General features: G+C 48.9%; 6 protein-coding genes. All 6 read right to left on the minus strand.

The window, feature by feature from the left end:
- Positions 1–201 (minus strand): hypothetical protein (locus Q2J39_RS10025; protein ID WP_288340531.1); only part of this gene is annotated, 201 nt, incomplete at its 3' end.
- 25 nt (positions 202–226) lie between these two features.
- Entirely contained in the window at positions 227–475 is a 249-nt protein-coding gene (locus Q2J39_RS10030) for a helix-turn-helix transcriptional regulator (protein ID WP_230268447.1), read from the minus strand.
- Positions 476–522: 47 nt separating this feature from the next.
- Positions 523–1,098 (minus strand): hypothetical protein, encoded by a 576-nt coding sequence (locus Q2J39_RS10035; protein WP_288340533.1) that lies wholly within the window; start codon positions 1,096–1,098, stop codon positions 523–525.
- A gap of 314 nt (positions 1,099–1,412) precedes the next feature.
- Positions 1,413–4,379, minus strand: coding sequence for an Hsp70 family protein (locus Q2J39_RS10040; RefSeq protein WP_288340535.1), 2,967 nt, complete (start codon positions 4,377–4,379; stop codon positions 1,413–1,415).
- Positions 4,376–5,722 (minus strand): hypothetical protein, encoded by a 1,347-nt coding sequence (locus tag Q2J39_RS10045; protein WP_288340537.1) that lies wholly within the window; start codon positions 5,720–5,722, stop codon positions 4,376–4,378. Before Q2J39_RS10045 ends, Q2J39_RS10040 begins: the two co-directional genes overlap by 4 nt.
- 236 nt (positions 5,723–5,958) lie before the next feature.
- Positions 5,959–7,119: an MBL fold metallo-hydrolase gene (locus tag Q2J39_RS10050; protein WP_230268443.1), complete on the minus strand. Its 1,161-nt coding sequence runs from the start codon at positions 7,117–7,119 to the stop codon at positions 5,959–5,961.
- Between the last annotated feature and the right edge of the window lie 482 nt (positions 7,120–7,601).

Genomic DNA, 7,601 nt, shown 5'->3' on the forward strand with positions numbered 1-7,601 from the left:
TAATTTTATTTCACGGATTTTATACTTCAAAAAACGGGACTTTTTCAGCAGCCTCTTTTCCATCCGTTTTTTATTTATGCATTTTTGACGGAAAGCAGCTGCCCGACAACAGGTATGCAGGCGATCCTGCTCAACCCTGTCGACGATCTCATTTCCATTCGGAACACGAAGCCGTGTTTCCTGCAGATTGCACCCTCTCATGGATCTTTCGGATTACTCTTTCGGATTACTCTTCCGATATCTCTTTGGGTTTCGCTTCGTCAGATTCATCGGGTACGTATTCGAGAAGATCGCCGGGCGTACAGTTCAGCGCTCTGCAAATCCCTTCGAGTGTGCTGAAGCGAATCGCATTGACTTTATTGTTTTTGATTTTGGATAAGTTGACGTTGGTAATGCCGACCTGGCTGGCAAGTTCATTCAGGCTCATATGCCTCTCGAGCATCACCCGGTCAAGATGAAGAATGATTTTTCCCATAGCTGTTTCTGACTCGTTTTCTCTATTCAGTCTAACAAAAATCCAGACTAAATCAGTCCGTCTACATCTTCTTCAAGCTGATGGCCTCGAACAAAGAAGCCGGCAATGAAGAAGACGATGATGCCAAGAATGATACCGTCCATGTACACCGTCATGACCGCTGTACCGGAAGTAAAGAAATGAAGGATGCGCAAAATGACGCTGAAGAGCAGACCGATAACGGGAATCAGAATCGAGAAAATCCCAATTTCGCCCATCATGCGAATGGAATCCGAATCAAACGGCGTACCGGATTCGGACCGCCGGAAGATCAGATAGAGATTGCGAAAAATCATCGCGATCATGGTCATCATCAGCATGCACGCAAACAGAAACAGAACAAGATCCTGGTTTGCCAACGCAGCCGTATCGGTATTCATTTCGAGCGAGTAGCTACCGATCACAAGATCCTGACCGGAGGATCGAAGGTCTGCAGCAAGCTCAGGCAGAGCACTTAGATTGAACAGACCGTAAAGCATGAGAAGCAGCATGCCGATCGATCCGATCCAGTAAAGAATTTCGATCACTTTCATCAGAACAATGGCGATTTTTTGAAAAGCGGGACTGGCATACAGTTTTTCCATACGGAATTCCTCCTGTTTGATGGCTAGAGTATACCATGATTTTTAACGTTTTACATTCTATATTTATCGTTTATCGAATGTTTTTAGTCGTTTATCATAAACAACAAATCCACACTGTTTCCCATGCGCCAGGAATCGAGGGTAAAAAAGCGCCTGGATCTTCTCGATGTTCGTAAAGTCCAGGCGTTCATGGGTTTATGGATTTATGAAGAAGCTTTGAATCTCTGGGTATTGTTCTTCCATTCTTCTATCGTATTCCTCTGTTCTTCTGCTGATCGGTGAAATCTGGTCTGACGTGCATACGACCTGAAGAGCTAGTCGTTTCCTTCCAGCATAACCAGAAGATACGCTTCCTGATCCGCCTCCAGTTTCTGACCGGAAAGAAGCATGTCAACGACTTCTCTGGCGCGGTCAAAACGCGTGGCGAGGACGTCGATATAAATGTCCGGAACTCTGGAAATGCAGCTGCGTGCCCGTTCGAGCATTTTTTCGTCCACCGTATTGTCCGCAAAGCGCTGATCGCCGATACTGCCCAGCGCAACCAGACAGCTGTCGACTTCAAAGTCAAACAGCGATCCGGACTGCAGCAGAGCGATGAGCTTTTCCATATAAAAGTCTCGGGAAGACATGGCTACACGCTGTCCGGAACTTAAGCGCAGCGCATTGCCCAGAGCACGCGTGCTTTCGCTGATCTTGCAGGGCTTGCGAAGGAATACCGCATCCGCATCTTCTAAGAAGCAGCGGCTGATCCAGTCGATGGCGACCTGCTGCTTACCGCAAAGGTTAAGCAGAGGATTGCGATACTGCTGTTCGTAGCCCATTCCCAGAATATCCAGCGCATCCTTCGGTTTGCCGCATGCGCTGATCGTATGAATGGCTTCAATATTCGCTCCATTGCGATTGAGTGTTTTTGGGCCATACGATTGAGAACTGGTCAGGTAAACTTTGGCAATCTTCACCAGTTCGCCGGTCTGCCGTTCGGTCCAGAACGGAGCAAGCTTTCGTGCGATAATGAACAGCCGTTCACGCAGAAAACCGTTGGTCGTGTTTTTCAGAAGGGCCAAAACTGGAAATGCAGCTTCCTTCTTATTGGCGCAGGATGCAATCTGATTGCCGATCCGCGCGGCTTCTTTCACTTTTTCTCCGCGCTGTACAGGATGGGTCACTCGATCCATAGATTCCAGAGCCCGTTCCATGTTTCGAAGAAGCCGGGAAACATCCACCGTTCCTGTTCCCTGCATATTGCCCGTCGATACTTTTCTTGGGGTGTTCTGGAAAATCAGACTTGGAAGCATTTTCGGGGCCCCCTTCGGTTCCGAACGGCCTACGCCAGAGACGGAAAGCTGTGCTGAAACTTCTTCCAGCACGTCCTCGCTGTCTGAATTTTCGACAATCCAGGCACGAAGGGAAAGGATTTTTGAGCTGGAAAGATTCATCTGCAGACGCACGTGCAAATTCTGCTCATACACCGTGTTCAGATTCACGACGCCGTTGGCGATGATTCGATACGAACCATCGTAGCTTCGATGTTCAATCGGAATGGCGATCTTGTTCTGACCGGCTCGAATCATGAATCCGTTTAAAACAGCGGATTCATGCGGAAGCTTTGTCCCGGCTTCAATGATTTTTCGATGAATGTCATTCTGCCCCTGCAAATACAGACTCTCATTGAGAATGCTGGTCTGGCGAATCCGAAAACCGGCAGTCCGCTCTGACCCAGCCGAAGCGTTCAGGCTTTGACCTGTGGACGAAGAGCCAGAATTTGTCCAGGTCATATTTGAAACGTCCTGCACATTTTCAGAATCAGCAGAAGCTCCGAAGCCATTGGAACCCGATGGATCGGCTGGATTGGATCCGAGCGTTTCCTTTCGATCGAGTCCTTCTTCCTGCAGCTGTTCGACCTGGCCTTTTCCCTTCGCGATCTGATTGTGCTTCAGCAGATAATGATAAATCGCGGCACCGCGGGCGACCGACTGATCGGGATCCACTGCGGTAATCGGCTTAAAGCCGAAAAACTCTTCCAGACGGGATTCGATCAGATAAAACTTGGACATGCCGCCATTCAGCACGACTGCATCGACCGGAACCGGTCCTTCTGTATCTCTGGACGCTTTGTTTAAAACATCCAGAATGGGGTAAATTATATTTTTCGTATTTTCGATCGTATCCATATTCTGATACTGATCGATCGTCAGATCCTTTCCCATAAGCGGAGAAAGGATCTCTTCTATTTCTTCCCTGGTGAAGGAATCATCATACGCGTAGCCCAGGGTGCTGATTCGACCGCCGACCGGATACAGATCCTCTTCCTCATCATCGCCCCAGCCGCTGCCCAGCACATCTTCCTGCGCCATGCTCACGGAAAGCTTTAAGCCTTCCGCCTTATCAAGCAGCTGCGGATAAATCTGCTCTTTCAGCTGCACAATTTTATTCTGGATTTCCGGATGCTTGTGATACTGCGTATAGAGACGCTGATACATCGCGTCCGCAATAAGACGATCAAAATCATCGCCGCCCAGGCGGGTGTAGCGGTTGGTGGCGACTTCATCCACCATCAGCGAACCGCTTTGCGCATCCTGCTCAATTTCATGCAGGGAAACATCCAGCGTGCCGCCGCCCAGATCAAAGACCAGAACGCGCTTTTTCGAAGAAACATCGAGAAGCGAGGAGGGTACTTCCCCGTTTCGAATCTGGTTGATGAGATCGTAAATCACCGCGTTGGGCTCCGAGAGCAGAATCGGCATTTCACTGCCGTCTTCCTGATAAATCCGAAGTCCAGCGAGCCTTGCGGCTTCTCGTGTGGCTTCGCACATGATGGCATCAAAGCTAGCCGGAACGGTAATAATCGCTTCTTCGATCGGCGTGCGGAATTTGCGGGACATATCCGCGATCAGATGCTTGAGAATCCGGCTGGAAATTTTAGCCGGCGTCTCATCCGGAACATCCGGAGAAAGCCCGGTGACTCTGGGCTGTCCCATCTGGCTTTTGATGGAACGCGCCACCAGATGCGGACGAATCGCATACTGATGACGGGCAAAGTTGCCGACTATTGGCTGATAGCCGCTTTCCATCGAATAGTACACAACGCTGGGCAGCGTCGGTTCCAGAACGGTGGAAACCGACTGCCCGGAACCGGCCACATAATACACATCGTTGCTTCGTCTGGCCGAGAAGACCCGGCTGACGAGATCGCCGTTTGGACGCGTATTGGTAAACGCAATTACAGAGTTGGTCGTACCCAGATCGATGCCGACACAAAGTTCATTCGCCTGATTTGTCATTTCATTTCCCTCACTTTTGGTCTTGAAATCTGAATTTCCTTATCCTGATAAATCCATCCGGGGGAAAGCACCTGGACTTTCCGTAGCATCGTATTGTCGAGAAACGGATCGCCTTCGTAGTCCATTTCCTCGGCCTGAGACGCGGTAATTTCGAGCACCTGATCGAGGCGGAACATCGGATTAATGTGACTGTCCTGAACAAACTGGATCAGTTTTCGAACGAGGATCAGAACGCCGCTGATTTCGGGCGGCGTTTCGTACTTCTGCTTACGAAGACGGCTGACGCCTTTTTGCAGGGCCAGCAGTTCATCCAGCAAAAAGCCGTATTTTTCCGAATTGAGCTGCGAGAAAAACTCGACGATTTCCCGAATCTTGTTCTGTTCGAGCTGGGCGTCGAATTCATCCTGCAAATCGGAAAGAAGATAGCCGGTTCTCTCGAGCGCGCTTTCCAGCTCGCGAATTCTCTGGCTGGCTTTTTCCAGTTCGCGAACCGGTACGGTTTTCAGCGTTTTTTCTTCTGCGCTTTCGACCTCTTCCTGATTTTCGATGGCCTGTCGAATGGAATCGATCAAATCCAGCAGGGTATAAAACTGCAGCGTATTGCCCATCAGGGCGACATCTTCTTCATCGCCATATTTATGAAAGGCTGGATTGTTCTGGAAGAAGGTCGTCAGCAGGATGCGAGAGAAGAACTGTCGATGAATGCCAAATTCTTTCGAACGGCTTTTCATTTCTTCTTCGAACTGATTGAGAGCGGACAAATCGTTTTTCATAGCCTGTTCAAGAAGCGATGCGCTCTGTTTTGCCTGCGTAAAAATCGCGATGCGAACTTCTGGCCGATTGATTTTCTGCACCCGGAAAAACTCCAGGACGTCATCGTAGCGAACCATCGTTCCGTAATACGTATTCACCCGTTCAACCATCTGCATCGGACTCAGTCCGGGGTTTTGCAGGCAGACCATGAGCATGCAGTTTTCGTTGCTGATCTCCTGACGGACTCTCTTTTTGGTATGACGGTTTTGAATCTTTTCGTGCAGCTTATCGATCACCTGATCCTGCACCGTAGGCGAAGCGGCTGTCGCCTCAGAGCCAGGTCGAACTGCGGAAGATGCTGCGTTTCGCTTTTCTGGATTGCCCTCAGATTTCTCCTGATTTCTGGTTTCGTTTTTCGGGCAGGATTTCGTTTTCGCATTCGTCTCCGGTCTAGTCTGTCGTGAGGATCGAGCTGCCTTTTCTCCCTCCTTTTCGACGGGTTTCTTTTTTGGCTTTACGTCTTCTCTTTTTTCGTCCTGTCGGGGCACATTTCTATGCGGGCGGCGGGATGTTTTTCTGTGGTCACTCATTTGGCTTTCCTTTCCTGAATCTCTTTTCCTGAATCTCTTTTCCTGAATTTCATTTCCTGAATTTCATTTCCTGAATTTCTTTCCATACAAACTTCTGCGTTTGGGCAATATTCCAACCGAGATACGGTCAAAGTCTGATCGAGCTGAATTGAACGGCTCTGCTCGGACGGGATATGACAAAATCAGCTCTGTTCAAATTAGATCGATCGCCTTGATCGAAACCTCCTCTCAGCTTTTCAGCAGGATGCGGGCTGAAACGGCAGAAGGAAAATCTCCTTCTTTTGCGGCATTTCGATTTGCGAGAAGCATCTGCCTTCATTGAGAAGGCGCTGATCAATCGGCCGGCCGCTCTGTCGCCGGGGATCGCAGTGAACGATAAACACCTGTACGGCATTGAGCCTCTCTAGAATTTCCTTCATCTGGAGATATGACTCATGCAGCGTGAAATCCACTATCCACGGATCGATGTATAACGGGAAACAGCGCAAATCGGAGGCAATCGTTATGGTATGCGGCGCATCGAAAACGTCATCTCCTTCCCCCGCCAGCATCCGGCATTTTTTATCCAGTATCGGAATCCCGCTCTGCTCGAGCGCATGAACGGTATCCATAACCCGTGTATCGAGATAGATGTTCTCCAGACCATCGATTTCATCGAGAATAATTTTGAGAAACTCTACCCCTTTGGAGAGCTGCCCAATCAGGCAGTTCACTGCCTCGCCGGCATCAATATGGCTTTGAATTGCGCCCAGCAGACCAGAAAGACCGGAGCGGGTACACCTGTATTCATCCAGTGCATGCAGACCGCAAAGAATCAGCGCATCCGGATGGATATCTTCGGGCAAAATGGCGGACCCAGTAAGCGGCATTTGGTTCAGACTGTAATCGCCGGTATACAGCAGAGAGCTATTCCGGCTCTGGATCCAGAACATGGCAGCTCCTGGAATATGGCCAGCCTGGAGGCACGTGATCTTCAGATCGGCAAAACTTCGTTCCTGCATGAAATCCAGAAATTCTACTCGCTCCTGTATCCGCGTCACCCATAGATTGGAAGCATGCAGATCCCGATGAAATCCCCTTTGGAGCTGGAGCTCAACCAGTTTCCATGTCGTTTCTGTCGTCCAGATTTCCGCATTTTTTGCCAGATTGGTCAGCACAGGCAAACCACGGCAATGATCCAGGTGGGCATGGGAAATCAGAATCAGATTGATTTCGCTGAAGCTTTCCAGAATGCCAGCCCGAAGGAGGTATTCATAATCTGGATATTCAATCTGCCCCTCATGAACTGCAGCTCCCGCATCCAGAAGGATGTTCACACCATTCATACGGACAAAATAGCAGCTGTCGCCAACAGACTGTGCCCCGCCCAGGGGTACAAATACATTTGGTTTTTCCATTTCCTTCCTTCTTCCATTTCCTCGCAAATTTCTTTGGCGCATCTTTCGTACAAAGTTTGCGTCCGATACGGAAATACGATTGTTTTGCTAAAGCAGGCGTTTCGTATTTCGGTACATAGATTTTATCCATTCGACAGAAACCGTTTTTTCAGGGGGTGAACCTTCAAAACGGCTGACTATAAAGACTCACGCTCCGTTTTTGGTATGTGCTTTCTAAGACTCCCGAAAGTTCTGTTAAGAGATACGTAAAACTCCAGATTTAAAAGGTTCTTTGCGAATCCTGTAAAAATTCCAATCGTTTCGACAGAAAACAGGATCGCCTGGTGTTCGGGCAGGCATCCGACGAATCGAAAAACAAATTTTTCAATACGCAAATTTCTCGAACAAATTTCCAGACAGCAAAAAAATCCCCGAAAGATATTGGATCTCTCCTTTATCCTTCGGGGATTTCATTTTGTCTGGCAGCTTCCTATCTTTGCCTT

Source organism: uncultured Allobaculum sp. (assembly GCF_948576815.1).
Classification (GTDB): domain Bacteria; phylum Bacillota_I; class Bacilli_A; order Erysipelotrichales; family Erysipelotrichaceae; genus Allobaculum; species Allobaculum fili.

What these genes read in the sequence shown, in the direction of transcription:
- Q2J39_RS10040 (WP_288340535.1), bottom strand. Translation starts at nt 4,379, where the DNA reads ATGACAAATCAGGCGAATGAACTTTGTGTCGGCATCGATCTGGGTACG.
- Q2J39_RS10030 (WP_230268447.1), bottom strand. Translation starts at nt 475, where the DNA reads ATGGGAAAAATCATTCTTCATCTTGACCGGGTGATGCTCGAGAGGCAT.
- Q2J39_RS10050 (WP_230268443.1), bottom strand. Translation starts at nt 7,119, where the DNA reads ATGGAAAAACCAAATGTATTTGTACCCCTGGGCGGGGCACAGTCTGTT.
- Q2J39_RS10045 (WP_288340537.1), bottom strand. Translation starts at nt 5,722, where the DNA reads ATGAGTGACCACAGAAAAACATCCCGCCGCCCGCATAGAAATGTGCCC.
- Q2J39_RS10035 (WP_288340533.1), bottom strand. Translation starts at nt 1,098, where the DNA reads ATGGAAAAACTGTATGCCAGTCCCGCTTTTCAAAAAATCGCCATTGTT.